The organism is Streptomyces sp. SS7, from assembly GCF_037993025.1.
Taxonomy (GTDB): domain Bacteria; phylum Actinomycetota; class Actinomycetes; order Streptomycetales; family Streptomycetaceae; genus Streptomyces.
Map to the genome: position 1 here is coordinate 4371335 of NZ_CP141223.1, position 16564 is coordinate 4387898.

The 16564-nt window shown below is 67.7% G+C and carries 12 protein-coding genes; 8 read left to right on the forward strand and 4 right to left on the reverse strand.

Translation table 11 applies throughout. The features are described 5' to 3' along the window. Nucleotides 1-16: 16 nt before the first annotated feature. Complete coding sequence (locus U5640_RS20120) at nt 17-574, forward strand: transposase (RefSeq protein WP_340385227.1); 558 nt, start codon at nt 17-19, stop codon at nt 572-574. A gap of 371 nt (nt 575-945) precedes the next feature. Next, nucleotides 946-2706, forward strand: a complete 1761-nt coding sequence (locus U5640_RS20125) for a DEAD/DEAH box helicase (protein WP_340377153.1) — start codon at nt 946-948, stop codon at nt 2704-2706. Nucleotides 2707-2787: 81 nt separating this feature from the next. On the opposite strand, the gene U5640_RS20130 is transcribed toward U5640_RS20125, so the two are convergent. The 3 genes from U5640_RS20130 to U5640_RS20140 are packed head-to-tail and all read right to left on the reverse strand — an operon-like array spanning nt 2788 to nt 8689. Beyond that, complete coding sequence (locus U5640_RS20130; protein ID WP_340377154.1) at nt 2788-4530, reverse strand: DUF1998 domain-containing protein; 1743 nt, start codon at nt 4528-4530, stop codon at nt 2788-2790. Between the two features lie 3 nt (nt 4531-4533). After that, complete coding sequence (drmA, locus tag U5640_RS20135; RefSeq protein ID WP_340377155.1) at nt 4534-8442, reverse strand: DISARM system helicase DrmA; 3909 nt, start codon at nt 8440-8442, stop codon at nt 4534-4536. After that, nucleotides 8435-8689: a hypothetical protein gene (locus tag U5640_RS20140; RefSeq protein WP_340377156.1), complete on the reverse strand. Its 255-nt coding sequence runs from the start codon at nt 8687-8689 to the stop codon at nt 8435-8437. The genes drmA and U5640_RS20140 overlap by 8 nt, the downstream gene beginning before the upstream one ends. Nucleotides 8690-8912: 223 nt before the next feature. Between U5640_RS20140 and U5640_RS20145 the strand changes: the two genes are divergently transcribed. Next, nucleotides 8913-9839 carry a DUF5655 domain-containing protein gene (locus U5640_RS20145; RefSeq protein ID WP_340377157.1) on the forward strand — a complete coding sequence of 309 codons (927 nt, stop codon included), beginning with the start codon at nt 8913-8915 and terminating at the stop codon, nt 9837-9839. Between the two features lie 96 nt (nt 9840-9935). Here U5640_RS20145 and U5640_RS20150 read toward each other — a convergent pair whose 3' ends face one another. Next, entirely contained in the window at nt 9936-10682 is a 747-nt protein-coding gene (locus U5640_RS20150) for a DNA methyltransferase (protein WP_340377158.1), read from the reverse strand. Nucleotides 10683-11261: 579 nt separating this feature from the next. Between U5640_RS20150 and U5640_RS20155 the strand changes: the two genes are divergently transcribed. From U5640_RS20155 to U5640_RS20175, 5 genes are all read left to right on the forward strand, one after another. Then, complete coding sequence (locus U5640_RS20155; RefSeq protein WP_340377159.1) at nt 11262-12404, forward strand: C40 family peptidase; 1143 nt, start codon at nt 11262-11264, stop codon at nt 12402-12404. Nucleotides 12405-12492: 88 nt separating this feature from the next. Further along, the gene (locus U5640_RS20160) at nt 12493-12801 is read left to right on the forward strand and encodes a DUF6112 family protein (RefSeq protein ID WP_340377160.1); all 309 of its coding nucleotides are present in this window, start codon (nt 12493-12495) and stop codon (nt 12799-12801) included. After that, complete coding sequence (locus tag U5640_RS20165) at nt 12801-13493, forward strand: hypothetical protein (RefSeq protein ID WP_340377161.1); 693 nt, start codon at nt 12801-12803, stop codon at nt 13491-13493. The genes U5640_RS20160 and U5640_RS20165 overlap by 1 nt, the downstream gene beginning before the upstream one ends. A 27-nt stretch (nt 13494-13520) precedes the next feature. Next, a complete protein-coding gene (locus tag U5640_RS20170; RefSeq protein ID WP_340377162.1) occupies nt 13521-14912 on the forward strand; it encodes an ATP-binding protein in 1392 nt (463 codons plus the stop codon). A 145-nt stretch (nt 14913-15057) separates the two neighbouring features. Further along, the gene (locus tag U5640_RS20175) at nt 15058-16530 is read left to right on the forward strand and encodes an SCO6880 family protein (protein WP_340377163.1); all 1473 of its coding nucleotides are present in this window, start codon (nt 15058-15060) and stop codon (nt 16528-16530) included. Nucleotides 16531-16564 lie beyond the last annotated feature (34 nt).

The window sequence follows — 16564 nt, forward strand, 5'->3', positions numbered from 1 at the left end:
CGAGGCGGGGTTTTCGATGACACCGCCGCGGGCCCGCACCTGGGGCCGGCGTGGGCACACGCCGGTGGTCCGGGTGCGCGGCCGCTCCTGGCGCCGCTGGTCGATCGCTGCAATGTGCTGCTACAAGCAGGGCGAGGCGTCCCGGCTGATCTACCGGCCGCGACGCCATCGCAAGCACAAGGGCAAGGGACGTGACACCTTCTCCTGGCGTGACTACCGTGACCTGATCGTGCGTGCCCACATCCAGCTCAAGGCCCCCATCGTCCTGATCTGGGACAATCTCAACACCCACCGGGCCGCCGGGATGCGGGAGTACGCAGCCGGACACGACTGGCTGACGATCGTGCAACTTCCCTCCTATGCACCGGATTTGAATCCGGCGGAGGGCGTCTGGTCGCTGTTACGGCGCGGCCCGCTGGCCAACACCGCTTTCACCGACGACGACCACCTCGAGCGCACCCTCCGCCGGGGCCTGCGCCACATCCAGTTACGGCCCGACCTGATCGACGGCTGCCTTGCGGGAACCGGCCTTACCCTCACCCACGATCCGACAACAATCCGAAGAGCTCAGTAATGGTCGAGCTGAGCAACGGATTCGTCCGCGACGTCCGGGGAATCGGCTGTCTGGGGGCAGGCGAGCCCCCGGAGGTGCGGATCCGGTCCCAGGAGGATCTCGCCAGGGCCACCAGCCCGTCCAGCGATGCGTCGAAGGCTGCCGAACAGCGCTCGGGGACGAGGTATCAGGATCCCTGCGCCGCGACGACCACACTCCAGAAAATGAACCGATCCGCCGTTACGACAGCTTGACATAGCATCAGAAGGCCTACGCCTGGAACAAGCACCTTCTGGCCGTGAGAGACTTACCCACCCCCCACTGCACTGATTGGCCGTCTGTGAACGACTAACACGGTCGGCTCTTAGTTTGGTCCAGGGAGACAGTGTTCGGTGGAAGCCTTCGGCCAGTTGAGCGAGCAGGACCGCTCCCAGGCAATCCAGGTGCTGCGTCGGCGACTCGCCCCGCGGGATCTGCGGGCGGTGATCGAGGATCTCGAGAGCGGAGGGAGGTCTCGCTCCAGGAAGTCGGTGGAGCGGATCATCGCGGCGGTCGAGACCGGATCCGGAAGGCCGCGGTCGAAGCTTCCCGAGGACGAGCTTGCCGAGTTCCTGGTCGACAGGTCGGGCTTCGGTCTTCTTGAGTCCCGGACGCTACGGGAACGTCTTGCACTTTCCGCGTCGGAGGACGAGCTGGAGACGCTGCACGACTACCGAGGTGCCGAGCGCAGCCGTGGTGGGAGCAGAGCCAAAGCCAAGAAGATCGCGGAGCGCACATGGAAGCCCGGTAAGAGCTGGCCTCGCCACTTCGCACGAGTCCTCGATATCCCACCTGCCTTTGCCGGCCTGCCGGGGAGTACACGGGAGCCGGACACGCTGGAAGTTGCCCCCTTCGTGCCCCTCCGAGACTTGGAGGACTTCCAACAGGACCTCAAGGAGCAGGTGATCGAGGTGCTCTCCGGGGCGCCAGGCGCCAACCGTGGTGTTCTGACCCTGCCCACAGGAGCCGGCAAGACCAGGACCGCGGTGGAGAGCCTCATCGAGTGGCGCATCTCCCAGCCACGCCGTCAGACTGTTCTCTGGATCGCCCAGAGTGAGGAGCTGTGCGAGCAGGCGGTCCAGGCGTTCCGTGAGGTGTGGACCGACCTGGGGCACCGCAATGACCAGGTACGGCACACCATGGAGATTGCCCGACTTTGGGGAAACGCCTCGGTCCCGAGCGACCCCGACATCGTGGTGGCCAGCATCCAGAAGCTTGACGCGGTTCTTCGAAGCACCAATGACGACACACAAGAGGAACTCGAGCTGCTACGCGAGAGCCTGGGTGCGGTGGTTGTGGACGAAGCGCACCGGATGCTGGCCCCCAGCTACAGCAGAGTCCTGCGGTTCCTGGGGATCGAACTCGGGCAGAAGGCCCCGGTTCCCGTCATCGGGCTGACAGCCACACCCTTTCGGAGGGTCGGCACCGAGACTCACGCCCTCGCAGCGAAATTCCACAGCAAACTCCTCGGCTCGCGCTCCCTGGGGGACGACATCGTGTCCGAGCTCCGCCGGAGAGACGTCCTGTCACAACCTGAGCACAAGGTGCTCTCGTATACCGGTTCCGGGTTCCGGATGGACGACGTCGAGAAGTACCGTGAACACTTCGACCAGTTCACGGACTTCCACCCTGACTTCCTCCGTGAGATCGGTGAATCGGACGCAAGGAACCGTGCCCTGCTCGAGCAGCTGCTCGAGCTACCGCCGGACTGCCCGACGCTGTTCTTCGGCTGCTCCGTAGAACACTCCATAGCAATGGCTGTTCTGCTGCGACGCGCCGGCCGGGCCGCGGAGGTCGTCACCTCCAAAACGCGCAGTGCCACGCGGCGCGCACTCATCGAACAGTTCCGCGACGAACGCCTGTCCATTCTCTGTAACTACGGCGTCCTCACGACCGGCTTCGACGCTCCGACGGTACAAGCCCTGGTAGTCGGCCGTCCCACCACCAGCCGGGTCCTGTACGAGCAGATGATCGGTCGGGGCATGCGCGGACCGCGATTCGGTGGAACGAAGAGCTGCCTGGTCGTGGACATCGAGGACAACATCCGCTTCAGCGGACAACTGGCGTACGAGCAGTACGCCGACTATTGGTCGAGCAACCAGAGCCGCGCGTAGTCCGACGCCACACCGCTTCTGCGTCGGCTGTCCGTAAGCCCACGCAGAAGCGGTCGGTGATCGACCGAACCGCTCAGCAGGTCAGGGTAGGTTCTCAGCAAGAAGAAGGCGGTCCAACCCCTGGTTGCGGTGCTCACACGAGGTCTCTGACGCCAGGAGACACGAGTAGCAGGCGACTCCCTCCGCCCCCACCGACGGCGCCTCCTGGCACAACGGGTCGTTCGAACAGCTCTCGACGTCTCGTAGAGCGTGCGAAAGAACGTGCTCGAACCGGTTGACGAGGGCGACCAGCCCTCCGAGGGTGCCGTCTCCTCCGGGTTGAACCGTGTAGAGGAGGAGTCCACTGCCCGTGACCCTGCCGTCCTGCACGCTGAGATAGACGCGCTCGCGGATCGCTGCGGACGAGTACCCGGAGTCCACAGAGAGCGACCTGAGGAGACGGTGGGAGAGGGTATGCCACCAGACGTGTGCGGGGTGGAGTGACGGGTCACCGTCGGGATCACTCCTGAACCGGTCGTTCCACTGGGTGGCCCTGCTGCCGGCAAGGGTGAGCGAGTCGCCGGCAAGATCGATGAAGACGCCTTCGCCGAAGAGCTCGATACCCGGGTACCAGGTGGTGCCGTTCCAGTCGAAAGCGGTGGACACCTTCTGGGCCTTCTGCGGGTCCAGCCGCTGGTAACCGGTCTGGACCATGACCATGCGGAGACGGCTGACAGGTGCGACGCGCAGCCTGTGCCGGCGGATGGGTCCCTGCACGAAGCGCACATCGTCCTGGCGAACCTCGAACAGCGGAGGAGAGCCGGGATGCGGGTGGGGAACTGCCGGAACGCCAGAGGTCGCCGCCTGGCGAAGGCGGTCGAGTTCGTCGTCACGTAGTGACGACGAACCTGTGTTACCAGCCCCCAGTAGTTCGTCGAACGCCTTGCTGATCTCCGACCAGTTCGTCTGTTTCAGGTACTCAATCGCACCCCGGGCAAGCCCGACCTGCTCGGCCTCTTCCATAAGAGCGACTTGGTCCAGGAGACCGCGGCGATGGAGTGCGCCGACTGCTCCCAAAAGGGACGGGTCGTTCAGGATGTCGTGAAGCCGGGTCGGCATATCCATGATCGTCAGTGCGCTCTGGAGCAGGTTGAGCCGTAGGTTGGCAGCTCCACGCTGGATGATGCGCGCCTTCTGAACGCACCGCGCCGTTGTCGGCGCCGGACGCCCCCCGTGCTCCACGATGCGACCGCTACAGCGCCAGGACTTCGCGTACGCCTGGCCGAAGTTCGCGGTCGCGTGGCAACGGGGGCACTTGATGCGGACGAGCCGGAGGGCGCGGCCACCTCCGTGCCACAGGTAGTGGTTCGTGCCACAGCCTCCTCCCTCGTGTACGAGACCGTGCCAATGAACCTCGTCCAGGTGACCGTTCTCGCATGCCTGCACGAAGCGGATCGCCTCACGCCCCGCCTTCTCCCGACGCTGCGGTGCCGCCACTGATGGGCACTCCGGGCATCCGTTTCCCGTCTCGTACAGAACCTGGTGCGGGCGGTGCTGTGTGCACAGGGACCAGAAGGGAAACGCGTGGGTGGGGTAGATCGTTCTGTCCGAGGGAAGCCCGAGTTCGGCATTGGTTGGCACACGAACGATGCGTGCACCGTCCAGCTCGAGTCGTGAGAGCCGTTTGTCGACGATCTCGAAGTCCTGGGGGTTACGGCCGATCTCGTTGAAGAGTGTGTCCATCGACTTGAGGACGACCGGCCCGGATCCTGTCTCGAGAATGCTTCCAGGGCCGAGGGTGATGACGAACTGGGAGGGGCGGACCTCCTGGTAGGGACGGCTCACGGTTCATCCCCTTCCCTTGATCGTGGTGGTGGCCTCCACCTCTCGTAGAGAGTTTGGCGCGTTTTCGTAGGCTTCATCCATGTTTGCGACAAGATGCGCGAGGTCGCCAAGGACAACCGGGCGAGAGGCCGGACGTGTGACGGTCGACTCGTGGTACAGCAAGGCATCACCGACACGGTCAGCAACCTCCCGCCAATGCTCCAACTCCGAGCGCGCATGGTTCTCCGTCTCCGATGACGGTGGACGACGGAGGGGCGGCTGCTGGGCGGCACGTTCCTCAAGGATGCCGGGGAGCAGGTCCACCTCTGGGTCTGTGTGGACGTCGCTCATCTCGTGGGCACGGCAGAACCAGCCCCCGTTACTGAGCCGCTGTTGGATCCGCCACCGCTCGTCGACCTCCACGGAACCCGTCGCGGTCGGGATCCTCGCCGCCTGGCGGAGGACACTGACCATCACCGGTCCAAGGGCCCTGTCTCTTGCCCGGGGTGCGAACGGGTTGACGGTGACGGGCTCGACGTGGCGGTAGAGCGTGGTGTGGTAGCCGGTGAAGTACTCGTAGTGGCTGAGGTCCCGCGGACGCGAGGCCCGGTAGAAGGTAACGACGAGCCCGCCGACACTCCGGCCCACACGACCGGTGGCCTGGATGTAGGAGGACGTGGTCTTCGGCTGCCCGTGCACGACCATGAGTCCGAGTCTGTCCACGTCAACACCCGTGCCGAACATAGAGGTGGCGACGACCGCGTTCGCCGGTTCCCGGCCGGGCCCCAGCCGGATTCCCAGCTCCTCGAGCATGCCCGGGAGCCTCAGGGAGCTGGTGCGGCTGGACAGCTCCATCGGTTCCTGCTCGTCCAGAGTCCGCGGCGACGCGGCGACGCTCCCGAGACGTTGGGGGATGTCCTGACGGGCCAGCGCAACGGCTCCGGCGAGTTCGCGGATAGCGTTGAAGTAGCCCACGAGCGTCCAGAACGGGTCCAGCTCCTCTTGTGCGACGCCGGCCTCGAGTCGGTTGCGGGGTGTCTGGAGTAGACGCGACCACATCCGGACGATGGGTGTCTGTGCTCCTCGTCCGGGGGCGAGCACTCCGACATACAGACGACCCGCTTCCTGCGCGTCGAGCGGGTGCGAGGAACCGGTCGAGGAGAAGAACGTCTCCTCGGCACGGAGGCCCTGAGGAGGGAAGACCTGCAGGCTCCGGTCGAACAGCGAACGGACCTGCTCCTCGGCCCTCCGGACGGTCGCGGTGGAGGCGACGTACTTCGGCCTGACAGTGTTTTCGCCGTCGTGCACCGTGGAGAGGAGGTCGATGCCAGCCTCGTAGAGACCGACCATGCTGCCCAGAGGGCCTTCGATGAGGTGCAGTTCGTCCTGCAACACGAGGTCGGGTGGGCGGAATCCACGGACGGGAACGTCGTTCCCGGACGTCACCTCCTCACGGGCGTTTCGTGGGAGTGTCGCTGGCCCTGCCGGAGGTGCCCAGGCCCGGTAGTAGCCCAGGTGTTCGTTGAGCCTGTCGACGTTGCCGAACAACGCGCCGGCTCTCGGTTCGAACGCCAAGCGGGCAAACTTGTCCACCGTCGCCACGACCATCGACGGGCACCTGGAATAGACCTGCTCGTCCACCGTCCACGCCGGGACAGGACAGTGCGTTGAGGAACCGTCCCCCCGGTCGAAGGCCGGCAGCACAGGCCAGGCACCGACCTCGGTCGTCTCGGACCAGGCCAGGTCGGAGTTGAGCGGGCACTTCGGGTTCGGGCAGAAGATCTCGAACTCGACGGGCTTCTCGCTTCGTTGCCTGCCCCACCCGACTGTCCGCACGAAGTATCCAGGTCGGCTCGCGCGGGCGAAGACGGGCCAGGACCTGGAACCGAGCAGACGACTCGCATGCCCCTTGAACCATTTGTCGACGCTTTGGTCAGACACGTCCGCTGTGACGCGGAACAGAACGGACACGGTCGCGAACGAGGGGTCCGGATGACGGGTGACCGTGACGGCGGTCACCTCGAAGGGCTCTTCCGACAGCTGCGGCGCGACGTCCGGGCCCAGAGCCGGATCCGGGTCGCCCACCACGAAGTGCAGCACACCTGTGTCGCCCTCGCGCAGGCCTTCCGGGGGAATCGCCAGTGTCGACCTGCAGGCCGGACAGTTCAGGATCTGCGCCGGGTCACCTTCGCCTTCTTTCCCCTCCAGGATCGAGATGGCGCCGTGGGCCGTGATGATCCTGTTGTTCGCGTCACGGTATTGGAGGTCCTGCAGGTTGTTCGGGGTCACGTTGCCGCCCACCCACAGTCCGACCGAGAACCTGGTGGAGCCCCACGGCACGTCACCGAGATCCTCCCAGCCGGACGGCCGCCAGCCACGCTGTCCAGGCGAGCCGCTGACCCTGAGGAGCTCGCACGCCGTCACCATCGCGAGCGCCCTCCTGTACTGCTGAATGGTGAGGAGCCGAAGTGTGTACCGGGAAAGGACGGTCACTCCTGCTCCTCCGCCAGGATCCTGCCCTCGCTGGGCACGAAGCCTCCGAAGCGCGAGAGTGAAGGCAGCGAGTCCGAGGTAGGCCTCGGTCTTACCTCCACCGGTCGGGAACCAGAGCAGGTCACACACCTCGCGGTCCTCGTGGGCGTCGTCGACGATTCCCCGTAGGTTGACAAGCTGGAACGCGAGTTGGAACGGCCACCAGCGGTTGACTCTCCCCTTGGTCCACTGCGACTGGAGGGCGATTGCCCGGTTGGCGAAGCAGAACGCGAGGAGGGCGTCGCGGTCGTCTGCCAACAGCTCGATCCCGTCGCGGATCCGATCCAGCGCGCGTCGGCACCCGGAGAGGTGTCGTTGGGCCGGTGTGCCTGGCGCATGGCTTTCAACCCCGCGGGCCTGGCCCTCGATCCAGCGTTCGTAGGCGTCCGCGAGCGGCTCCAGCCTCAGGCGGAGTACGGCACCATCCGTGATCTGGGCCAGTTCCATGGGGTCAAGCTCAGGTGGATCTCCCGCGTCGGCCGGCCAGCCCTTGTCCGGAGCGTTGACGGGAACCACAGGAACGAACTCGGACCGGACGTCGGCCGGCTCGAACTCGGCCACCGTCCCTTCGTCGAACAGGTGACGCCCGTCGGACCACCTGAACGGGGGCCTGGTTGCTTCCAACCCTCCCGGATGCGGGCGCTCTGGGTCGACCTGACGCCAGACGGCGGAGCAGAGGTGCCCTCGGGCGAGCACGGGACGGTCCTCGTAGAGAAGCGCCAGGCTCTCGTCCTCCTCGTCCTGTGCCAGGTGCTGGTGTTCCAGTGGAACCAGCTCGGCTCCGCCCTGACAGCGCAGACGTACCTGGGGCTGGAACACGTGCTCCGACGGGGAGGGGTGGTCTGATTCCACAGAGCTCAGGTTGACCACGAACACCGAGATCTTCCAGATGCCGCGGGAGTCCCTTCGGCTACGGACCCTCACCACGACTCCTGGGTCCGCGGGGTCACTCAGCGAGCTGTCGACGGAACAGTCCACGGCGCGCCAGACAGCCCCGTGAGGCTCCCGGCTCCACTCCCCGTTGGCCTCCTTGCGGTACCTGGCCCACGTACAGCAGATGTCAAGGAGTGGCCTGTCAGGGGCGCTGACCGCCAGGGAGACGCCCATCGACGACGGCCTGGCGCGGGGGTCGAGTACCAGCGACGGAATGCCGACGTCGGCGGGCTGATGTCCTGACACGGACTCGCCTGGATCGAGTTCGTCATCACTGCCCGACACCTCGTCACCGACGAGCTCCTGGTCCGAGTCGACCTCGACCGAAGGGGATGAGAACGGAGCCAGGACACCGACGATGTACTCGTCAAGCGGGTCCTCGTCGCCCCCCAGCCTCTCGTTCGGCCCTCCGCGGGGACCGAGGATCTCAGCTACGAGATCCTCGACGAGGTGGTCTCGTTCACTCACCGGGATGCTCCTTCTCGCTTTGTTCCTCATGGGGGAACCCGAGAACGAACGCGGCACCGCCGAGTTCGTCCAGCTGCTCTGTCTGGTCCGCAGGACGCAGCGTGTGTCCGAGGAGAGAAGCGGTCACCGCCTGCCACTGCACCTGCCGACTGGTGAACGCCTCGTTCGCGGAGGTGCTCAGGTCGTTCGAGCTGACCAGCATCCGAAGATCGCGCCCTGCCAAGACATCGCCCCCCCTGACGATCAACTGAGGCCAATGTATGTCCCCTGGGCGGCTGAGGGCAGGCCAGATCCAGGTAACAGGGCGAATGATTACAACTCCACTTGATTCAAGCTCCGTTCCCCCGTCCACGCCGACGAGGCTCCGAAGGCCGACCGGCTCCCTCACAGAGGCAGCCCGACGGCGCGGAATAACCGTGCCCTCCGATCGATTGTCCGACTGTTTGACATCGGGGAGGACGGGGAGGCGAGTGAGCGACCTGAAGCTGTTCCGGCCGGATGCCAATGGTTGGGACGTCGAGCTGCGCGGTTCGACGGTGGCTCTGGAAGTGGAGCTGCAGCGCCGGATCGAGGCCAACATGGAGGACATGCTCGGCATCCGCTTCCTCGCATCCGAGTATCCGACCGGGCCTTGGCACCGGGGCCGGATCGACTCGCTCGGCCTGGACGAGAACGGCACTCCTGCGCTGATCGAATACAAGAAGGGCGCCGACAGCGGTGTCCTCTCACAGGCCGTCTCCTATCTGTCCTGGTTGGACTCCGCACGTCACGAGTTCGAGGCGCTGGTCAAGGAGAAGCTGGGTTCCGAGGCTGCCGAGGCAATCGACTGGCGGAACCCGCGGATGGTCTGCATCGCGGCCAGCTTCTCGCACCACGACCAGGTCGCCGTGCACCGGCTACACGAGCGGATCGACCTGGTTCGCTACCGCGTCTTCGACGGCGACCTGCTGAGTCTGCTGCTGATCGAGTCCACATCGGGGTCTCCCAGTCCCGGTCCAGCTCGGCGCCGGAGTCGGCAGAGAGAGGTGGCGGCCGTTGCCAGCGTCGGGTCGGTCCAGGCGTCTCCGGGCACGGCTCCCGCTTGCCTGCAGGACCTGTACGCCGAGCTGGACGAGGCCCTCACCGCCTGGGGCGAGGTCGAGGTGGCCCAGCTTCGGCACTACATCGCCTACCGCCGGATGGTGAACGTCGCCTCCGTCATCTTCCGTCCGAAGCACGAAGCGATCCTGGTCTACCTCAAGGTCGACCCGGACACGGTCGAGCTGGAGGAGGGCTTCTCGCGTGACATGCGCGCCATCGGCCACCTCGGGACCGGCGACCTGGAGGTGCGGATCGCGTCGGCAGCCGACCTGGAGAAGGCGGGACCGCTGATCCGGCGGGCGTTCGTGGCGGCCTGACGCAAGAGGAAGGGCGGCTGGTGCGTCGGTTTCTCGATGCACCAGCCGCCCTCATCCGTCTGCGGTCCGTCGGCCCCGGGCCGGTCGCTCTCACGCTCATGCCTCCGGTCCTGCCAGGACGAAGTCGTCCTGGGTCAGCTCCGCTCGGAGCCTCGCCTCGGCGACGTCGGCGTAATGCGCGGAGAGTTCGACCCCCACGAACTGCCGGCCCTCGCGCAAGGCCGCGACGCCTGTGGAACCGCTGCCGGTGAAGGGATCGAGGACGGTGCCTCCTTCGGGGCAGATCTGCACGAGCTGCTGCATGATCTCGACCGGCTTCTGGGTGATGTGGACACGGTCCTTGCGGGGCTGGGAGGCGATGAAGTGGCCGGGCAGGTAGAGGTCCCGGTCCTTTTCGAGGCTGCCCTTGACGCCCCAGACGATGAACTCGGCCGACTGCTTGAACCCGCCCTTGCGGGGCCGGCTGGCGGGCTTGATCCAGGGGATCGTGCCGCTCCAGGTCCAGCCCGCCATCTGCAGGGCGTCGGACGTCGTCGGCTCCTGGCGCCAGTCGGAGAAGACCATGGCGACGGAGCGCTCGGTCGCGGCCCGGTACGCCTCGGTGAGCAGCGCGGTCAGCCAGCTTCGATAGCTCCGCTGGTCGCGGTTCTCACCGGGGAAGTTCTGCAGGTCGTGCGCCGATCCGGCCGTGACGTACTTGGCGCGGGCGGTGCGGCCGGTGCGGTCCGAGCTGGTGCGTCCGCCGGAGTTGTACGGGGGATCGGTGATGACGGCGTTGACGCTCTCGTCCGGGAGGGTCTTCAGCACGGTGAGGGCGTCGCCTCGGTGCAGCGTGTAGCTCATGTGCGGGGCCTCTTTCAGGGCACGACGGGACTGGGCCAGCTCCGGAGGGCCGTCAACAGCACGCGGTCGGAGCGGGATTGCGCCGGAGGTTAGCCGCGATTTCCGGCCGCGCCTAACGAGCCTGTGCCGTGGTTCGGGCCCGGGTTCGGCGGTCGTTTGGTGGGGCCGGAATCCCGGTCTACTGTCTCGCCACGTCACCGAGGCGGAGTCCAGCTCCACCCCTGCTGACCTGTGCTGATCTGTGTTTCCGCGTCCAAGAACGCGGAGCGGAAGGCACGTTGCCTCCAAGTTCTCGAAGCCGTGAGGAGACCCGGTGCACCGCCTGAGATTACGAGCGCGGCTGGCTGCCGCGCATGACCTGAACCCGGTGTCCGGGAGCTACCAACTCCCCTGACCCGAGCCCGCCCTGAGAGGCGGATTCACATCGGCGCGGTGTCGACGGCTTTGCACGAGAAGTCGGCACCGCGCCTCCTACGAACCGCGAGGAGCCGCTGCGATGCAGCACGCCCTGATACGCCCACGCCCTGACCCAACACCGTTGCCCGGCAGGGATGTCCGCCCCGGCGAACGGCGGCGGCGATGAAGAAGACCACCGGAGCGGTCGTGGGTCTCTTCGCCTCTGGTCCGCTTCTGCTGGCCGTTCCGGTCCTTGCCGTCGGGGCCGGGACTGCTTCGGCCTCCTGCTCGACCGGCGGTCCACAGGCTGTGGATACCTCGGCCGTTGCCGCTCAGGTGAAGTCGATCCTGGACGGCGGCAAGGGCACGGTCTCCGTGCCGGGCCTGGCCGACCCGGCCGAGCAGATCCCCAACGCCAAGACCATCCAGGCCACCGGCGTCGCGATGAACATCCCGGCCCGGGGCCAGATCGTGGCCCTGGCGACCGCCCTGCAGGAGAGCGGCCTGCGGAACCTGACCTACGGCGACCGCGATTCGCTGGGCCTGTTCCAGCAGCGGCCATCGCAGGGGTGGGGCACCGCGAACGAGATCCTCGACCCGGTGCACGCCTCGACGAAGTTCTACGAGGCTCTGGAGAAGGTCTCGGGCTGGCAGTCCCTGTCCGTCACCCAGGCTGCCCAGGCGGTGCAGAGGTCCGGCTTCCCCGAGGCTTACGCAAAGTGGGAGCCCCTGGCCACCGCCTTGCAGCAGGCGATCGAGCCGCTGCTGTCGAAGGCCAGCGACACGTCGCCGAGCCCTTCGCCGTCCGGCTCGGACAGCACGACCAGTGCTGCGTCGAGTACCGCGGGCGGCTGTACGGCCGGCGGGGACGGCACCGACTTCGGAACCATCCCGCCCGGCGCCTTGCCGACCGGATACAAGATCCCGGCAGACGCTCCGCCCAAGGTCCAGACGGCGATCCGCTGGGCGCTCGGCCAGCTCGGCACCCCGTACCAGTGGGGCGGGAGCTGCACCGACTCCCACGGGAGCGACCCCATGGGCCGCTGCGACTGCTCCTCGTTGATGCAGCAGGCGTACAGGGCCGCCGGGGTCACCCTCACGCGGACGACGTACACGCAGGTCAAGGAGGGCAAGCCGGTATCGGTCGACGCTCTCCGGCCCGGTGACCTCGTCTTCACCGAAGGGACTGCCAAAGTCCCGGAACACGTCGGGATGGTCGTCGGCCAGGGCTTGATCGTGCACGCCCCGCACACCGGGGACGTGGTCCGCCTCACGACCCTCGCGTCCTGGAAGCCGCAGATTCTCGCGGCCCGCCGAGTCGTCTGACCGGCGCTCCTCCCCCTCCCCCCTCCTGCACTGGCGCTTCGCCCCCTCGGGCTTTGGCGTGCACTAAATCAAACTGGAGTTCACAACTATGTACCTCGTCGACAAGGTCGTCCAGCTCGCCTACGACCCCGGGATCAAGCCGAACGAGGGCGGGCTGCCGGGTCTGTCGGTCCTCAAGCAGGTGATGGGCTCGATCAACCTCTTCGGGATCATCGCCGTGGTCGGCGCGCTCGCCATCAGTGCGGGCGTGTGGGCCTGGGGCCACCACTCCGGCGGCCACCAGGCGGAGGCCAGCGGCAAGAAGGGCGTGCTGGTCAGCGCCGGCGCGGCCCTCCTGCTGGGTGCCGCGAACGGTGTGGTGGCGTTCTTCAGCACGCTGGGAAGCCAGGTCCGCTGATGTCTCCCCGCTCCACTAGCCCCGGCGGCGCTTCTCGCGTGCGCCGCCGGGCGATGCTCGGCACCGCTGTCCTGGTGGTGCTCGTCGCCCTCGCCGGCCTGGCCGCCTACGTCACCCGCGACGGCAGGACCTCATCCAAGGTTCCTACGACGCAGGTGAGTTCGGCTTCCCCGTCCTCCCCGACCGGTTCTGCTTCCGCTTCGTCACAACAACCGCACGGGCGCCGCGGTGACCTCCCCGTTCCCCCGTCCACGCACGACCCGATCGCCTTCGGCAAGGCGACAGCCGCGGCGCTGTGGTCCTACGACACCCGCGCCTACTCCCAGCGCGAGCTGCTGACCGCCCTGCGCGGGTGGCTGACCAGCGAGACGAAGTACGCCGACACCGCCTCGGTCGACGCGCTCGTCCCCTCACGCGTGCTGTGGAAGCAGATGGCCGCCAACGGCCAGTTCGCCACCGCCAAGGTGAACGAGGCGCACTTCCCCGACTCGTTCACCCAAGCCCTCCAAGCGGACCCCGGGGCGATCACCACCGCGTACGTCTACGCCGTGACGGTCTCCGGCAAACAGTCGATCGCCTGGAAAGGCTCGTCGCACGGCGGCGCCGAGAACCGCGTCACCACCCTCGCGGTCCAGTGCCGTCCCTCCCAGCCCTGCGCCCTGGCCGGTGTCCTGTCGGCCGTCGCTCCCTGACCCCCAACCCAGAAAGGAGGTACCTCCATGGGAGTCTGCGACTTTCCGCTGATGGACAAGGTCTGCGGCGCCGTCGACTTCGCCACCAACCCCGCCGGGACTGTCACCGACGGCATCGGGGCGTGGATCGCGAAGTCAGCGGGTGAGCTGGCCGCCAGCGCGGCCGATCTCGCCGCCAGGGCCGTCAACGAGACCACCGCCATCGATCTCAACGCCGGCTGGTTCCGGGACAACTACGAGCTGCTGTTGCCCATCGGTCTCGCCCTGACCGTCGGCACGTTCTGCATCCAGTTGATGCTCGCGGCCTGGCGACGGGACGAACGCGCACTCGCCCAAGCCGCGATCGGCACGATGACCGGCGTCCTCTTCTCCTTCTGCGCCGTCGCCTTCACCTCCGTCGCCATCACGGTGGTCGACGCCCTGTCCGACGGCCTGTTCCAAGCGGCCAACACCTCGGTGGACGACGCGATCCGCCGCGTCATCAAGGTCAACCAGTTGGGGCCGATGTACGCCCTCGGCTGGACCATCCCATCCCTGGTCGCCTTCGGCTGCGCGATCGGCGCGTTCATGTACTGGGGCGTCATGGTCGCCCGCAAGGTCGGCGTCCTGATCATGGTCGCCCTCGCCGTCTTCGCCGGAGCCGGTGGCGGCTGGGAGGTCGCCAAGCGCTGGCGGCGGGGGTGGATCGAAGCCACCGCCACCCTGGTCGTGTCAAAACTGCTGATGACCGTGGTCTTCCTGATCGGCGTCTCGGCCATGGGCAAGTCCGACGCCACGGACGGCATGGCCGCCCTCTCCGACGCGATGGCCGGCATCGTCGTGATGGTCCTGGTCCTGCTCTGCCCCTACGCCACCTACAAGTTCGTCCACTGGGCGAGTGACGGCGGCGGACACGACGACCTGCACCGTACCGGCGTCGCCGGCATGGCGGTGGCCGCAGGCGCGGCGAAGACCGCGGGCAGCCTCGCGATGCAGACGGGCACCGGCACTCCCGCTCCGCAGGGGCCGAGCAAGGTCCCCGGCGCGGGCAGCGACGGTGTTGCCTCCGGCATCAACCCCACCGGCGGCAACCTGAGCAAGGAGGGCATCGACGCCGGACCTCCGAAGCCGCAGACCCGCTTCCGGTACGGCGAGGACCCGAACGCCTCCGGCGACAAGGGCCGCGCCCTGATCCAGCGCCCCGGCATCCCCGCGCTGATCACACGGCCTGACGACAGCGAAGCAGGCGGCTCCGAGGGCGCTCCCTCCGCCCCTCAGCCCGCTGGCGCGTCGATTCCGGGCAGCAGCTTGACCCGCGTAGGTGCCGCTCCGCCCGCTAGCCCCGCCGCACCACCGCCGCCCTCCACCGGTCCGTCGGCGACCGGCTCCCCGACGCCGACGAACTGGGTCTACCCCGACCAGCCGCCGTCGGGGTCCTGACCCACCACCACCGGGGGCGGGCTGATTCCCTCCAGCCCGCCCCCCTTCCCCCCGAACACCCCGAAAAAGAGTCCGGTCATGACCTCCAGAAGAGCGCGCCGCGCCTTCCGCCCCTTCCCGCCCGCTTTCACCGTCTGGAACCGCCATGTCTGACAACCGCCAGGCCGAAGCCACCACGGCCACCGTGAAGTTCCCGCACCGCAGCAGGCGCGGCATCCTGCTCGGCCTCACCGCCCCACAGCTGATCGTCGTAAGCCTCACCGGCCTGCTCCTGCTCGCCGTGATCCTCGCCCGTGGCGTGGTCGGCGCTCTCGAACTCATCCCGCTGTGGGCCGCCATCGCCCTGCTTGTCTTCGTCCGCTACCGAGGCCGGGCCCTGGCCGACTGGGCGCCGATCGTCACCCGGTACGCGCTCCGCCGGATGCGGGGCCAGTTGGTCTGGCTCGTCCGACCCTCCCGCCGCCCGGTCCGCGAAGGACTCCTCCACCTGCCCGGAACCGCCGCCAGCCTGCGCGTGGTCACCGCACCCGACCGCCGGTACGGCGCGGTCCACGACCCCCACACCGGCACGCTGACCGCCGTAGTCAAGGTGTCCTCCCGCGCCTACGCGCTGCTCGACCCGAGCACCCAGAACGCCAACGTCAACGGCTGGGGCCGTGCCCTCGCCGCGCTGGCCCGCACCGGCCAGGTCGCCCGGATCCAGGTGATCGAGCGCACCGTGCCGGACTCCGGCGACGCCCTTCGCCGGTACTGGGAGGAACACGGCCGGCCCGACGCCCCGGCGGCCGGCCAGGTCTACAGCGAGCTGATTCAGAGCGCCGGCCCGGCCGCTGCTCCGCACGAGGCGTACGTCGCCATCTCGCTGGACGCCAAGGCCGCGCGACGCCTGATCAACCAGGCCGGTGGCGGTCTGACCGGGTCCTTCAGCGTCCTGGCACAGTTGACCTCGACCTTCGACCAGGCCGCGCGCACCGCCGGGCTCAACCCCACCGGCTGGCTCACCGCCCGCGAGATCGCGGCAGTCGTACGAACGGCGTACGACCCCAAGGCCCTTTCCGTACTGGACCGTTGGTCGGCCTCCGGGCGCCCCGAGGCCGACGCGGCAGCGGCCGGCCCGGTCGTGGTCGTCGAGAAGTCGGACCAAATCGCGACCGACTCCGCCGTCCACTGCACGTACTGGGTGGAGAACTGGCCCCGCACCGAGACGTCGGCGGGCTTCCTGCACCAGCTGCTGTTCACCGCCGGGGTGCGGCGGACCCTGTCGCTGTCGTACGAGCCGAAGGGGCTGGACGCCGCCCTGCGTGATGTCCAGCGCAAGAAGGCCAGTGTGATCGCGGACGCCGCCGAGCGGGCGCGGCGTGGTCAGGTCGACTCCGAAGCGGACTCCATCGAGTACCAGGACATCAAGTCCCGTGAGCGGCAGCTCATCGCCGGCCACGCGGACGTCGCCCTGACGGGCCTGCTGACGGTCTCGGCCGACTCCGAGGAGGAGCTTCGTTCCGCCTGCGCGGTCGTGGAGACCGCGGCGGTCGGCGCGCAGCTCGACCTCCGGCCGCTGACCTGGCAGCAGGCCGAGGCGTTCATCGCCGCCGCCGTGCCGCTCGCCCTCGCTGTCTGATGCCGGCCCTCCTCCCTTCCGAAAGAGCACCGCC

Excerpts from the sequence above, each read along its gene's own strand:
- U5640_RS20120 (WP_340385227.1), top strand. The coding sequence starts at position 17 with ATGACACCGCCGCGGGCCCGCACCTGGGGCCGGCGTGGGCACACGCCG.
- U5640_RS20150 (WP_340377158.1), bottom strand. The coding sequence starts at position 10,682 with ATGAGCTACACGCTGCACCGAGGCGACGCCCTCACCGTGCTGAAGACC.
- U5640_RS20155 (WP_340377159.1), top strand. The coding sequence starts at position 11,262 with ATGAAGAAGACCACCGGAGCGGTCGTGGGTCTCTTCGCCTCTGGTCCG.
- U5640_RS20160 (WP_340377160.1), top strand. The coding sequence starts at position 12,493 with ATGTACCTCGTCGACAAGGTCGTCCAGCTCGCCTACGACCCCGGGATC.
- U5640_RS20165 (WP_340377161.1), top strand. The coding sequence starts at position 12,801 with ATGTCTCCCCGCTCCACTAGCCCCGGCGGCGCTTCTCGCGTGCGCCGC.
- U5640_RS20170 (WP_340377162.1), top strand. The coding sequence starts at position 13,521 with ATGGGAGTCTGCGACTTTCCGCTGATGGACAAGGTCTGCGGCGCCGTC.
- U5640_RS20175 (WP_340377163.1), top strand. The coding sequence starts at position 15,058 with ATGTCTGACAACCGCCAGGCCGAAGCCACCACGGCCACCGTGAAGTTC.